This is a genomic window from Okeania sp., assembly GCF_983059655.1.
This window is the reverse complement of record NZ_CEZPJD010000732.1, coordinates 1-2616: the sequence shown is the minus strand read 5'-3', so window position 1 is coordinate 2616 and position 2616 is coordinate 1. Positions and strand designations below refer to the sequence as shown.

The window sequence follows — 2616 nt, the reverse complement described above, 5'->3', positions numbered from 1 at the left end:
AGCTTTTATTGTCAACTAAAAGCAATAGCTGATGGCTGAATGCTTACATTAATAGGCAACAGGCAACAGGCAACAGGCAACAGGCAACAGGGAATAGGGAATAGAAGACAAATTTAGTAAGATAATTAATAAAGCTTTTATTGTCAACTAAAAGCAATAGCTGATGGCTGAATGCTTACATTAATAGTGACATTTATCTATATTTTTAATATTGGGTTTAAGACCCCTACACTTATTCCTAAAAATTAGTATTCCGTCTTTATAGCAGCCATGAAACTCCCTCCATATTTCCCTTTTTTTTAAAATTTACAACTGATAATTTGAAATGACCCCTCCTTTCTTCTTTCTTATACCAATTGATTTTAAAGATGTCACAAATAGTTTTGATACTTTAAATGTTAAATAACTTCTTTCAACAATTAATAATTAATTATTACTTCTCCTTGAAAATGGATAGGATTGGCTAATCATGAAAATTTTTATTTATTATCCCCTTAAAAGGGGAGGCTTTGAACCATAATTTTTCGGTAAATTACTGTAGCATTAAAGTTTTGAACCGATCAAATCTTACTTTTGACTTTTGACTTATAACTTCTCTCCTTCTTCCTTCTTCAATAATTTTTGAATAAATTGCATAAAAATCCTTTCCACGGCAGATATATATATACAGGGTAAAGATTGGGTCTAAGCCAAAATAGTTAGAACTTTGATAAGCTCAATTCATAACATTCAACTGTTGTGATAGGAGAGCGATCGCTGTGGAGGACCAATTACAAAATCTAATTACCCAAATAAAGCAATATCAAAATCCGAGTCCAGAACGCCAGAAAGCTATTAATCGTCTATTGATATTAATTCAACAACTTCCTGGACTATATAGTTCGTCCCACCAGGATTATCTGGAGGCTTTCAATCGGACATTAGAATGGGTCTGCAAAAACATTCAAAATTTTGAATCTCGGCCTCCTTCCTGGGAAAGAAGTTTTGTTATCTGGATTAATGGCTATTTGAAATGGCGTATCCAAGACCTATATACCCCAGATAATAGATATGACAGTTTGGATAAACTTATTAGTCATGAAGGAGAAAAACTAACAACTTTAGGAGAAATTTTACCAGCTAATAGTCTAAGTTTACTAGAGCAAAAAATTGCTGAATTGCAACAAACAAAACGTCAAAGACAAGGTGAATCTGTGAGGCAATATATTGAGACAGACCCAGAAGAAAAACTTAGGTCATCTCATCCGAAAAAACATCCTGAATGTAATTGTCAAGTATTAGCAATTCAGTTAAATTTTACAGAACCACCAAAAAAAATATCTGATATTTGTAAGGAAATAAATATTAGTAACCAAACTGTTTATTCCCACTGGAAGCGCAGATGTATTCCATTATTAAGAGAAATCGCTAATCAATTTGGAGAAGAATTATGAATCAGACTTTTTCACAAGCATTAAAAGTTTTTGTTACTGCAGAAGCTCATGGTTATGCAGAGCTATTTGCAGCAGAACAAGCTACTCCTGAAAAGGGAAAACAAGTTTATCTAAATACTCTTGCTGTTGTGGCAGTTCAAACTTATTTAAAGTGTCTAGGTATTCAGACAGCCATTCATCAAAGTGATTGTTGGCATCCTGCTTCAAGAGCAATATTTAATGTAGCTGATTTAGTTTTATCAAATATTGGCAAAGTGGAATGTCGTCCAGTATTTCCTGATGAAAAAGAATTGTTTTTGCCTCCAGAAGTTATTGATAATCGCATCGGTTATATCGCGGTTCAGTTTGAGGAAGATTTAAACCAAGTACAAATATTAGGATTTGTTTCTGCGAGAAATATTGATGGGTTTCAAGATTCTCTTCCCCTCGCGCAAATCGAATCTTTGGATGCTTTAATTGACGAAATTGATTGGTGTAAAAAATGGGTGAATTTACGTCGGTGGTTTGAAGGTTTTGTTCCGGCAGAATGGCAAAGTTTACAGTCACTATCTACATCTACAAGAAGTTTAAGAGTTTCCATAGATAGTATTTCTCAATCTCCAACAGATGATGTAAGTATTAGTTGTGGGAAAATTATTAATTGGGGTAGTGGAGTAAATGAAAAAACTACAGAATTAGCGGTAAAACTGACGGATAAATTTGAGGAGGAAATAGATATTTGTGTGCGGCTTTCTAGTACGAATAAAATTCCATATTTACCTCCTGGTTTACGAGTACAAATATTGGATGAATCTGGTAATTCTTGTATGGAAGCTGAAGCTAGAGAAGCAGATGATTGGATACAATTAGAATTTGGTTGTAAACCTCAAGAACAATTTAGTGTAGAAATGAGTTTAAATGAGCAAATAATTAGAGAAAATTTTGTAGTTTAAGAGTAAGCATTTCCTACGGAATGCTGCACAAATAGCTGTTAGCTATCAGCTCTAAGTTCTTATGATAAGATTTTAATTAATATAGAATTTAGGCGTTGCTGATTCTGGGTATGATTTGATAATTTTATATTTTGGATTTTGTATTTTGGATGGTTTGAACTACTTGTTAATATTAACTGTTCCCTCTCTTGGTGCACATTCCCTCTCTTGGTCGGCGTTCCCTCTCTTGGTGAGCATTCCCTTGCGCCTGT

The 2616-nt window shown here is 33.8% G+C and carries 2 protein-coding genes; both read left to right on the top strand.

What is annotated here, in order from left to right; translation table 11 throughout:
* Positions 1–758 precede the first annotated feature (758 nt).
* Positions 759–1433 carry a hypothetical protein gene (locus AC3DU7_RS27490; RefSeq protein WP_488042440.1) on the top strand — a complete coding sequence of 225 codons (675 nt, stop codon included), beginning with the start codon at positions 759–761 and terminating at the stop codon, positions 1431–1433.
* Positions 1430–2365 carry a DUF1822 family protein gene (locus AC3DU7_RS27485; RefSeq protein ID WP_488042439.1) on the top strand — a complete coding sequence of 312 codons (936 nt, stop codon included), beginning with the start codon at positions 1430–1432 and terminating at the stop codon, positions 2363–2365. Before AC3DU7_RS27490 ends, AC3DU7_RS27485 begins: the two co-directional genes overlap by 4 nt.
* Positions 2366–2616: the final 251 nt, after the last annotated feature.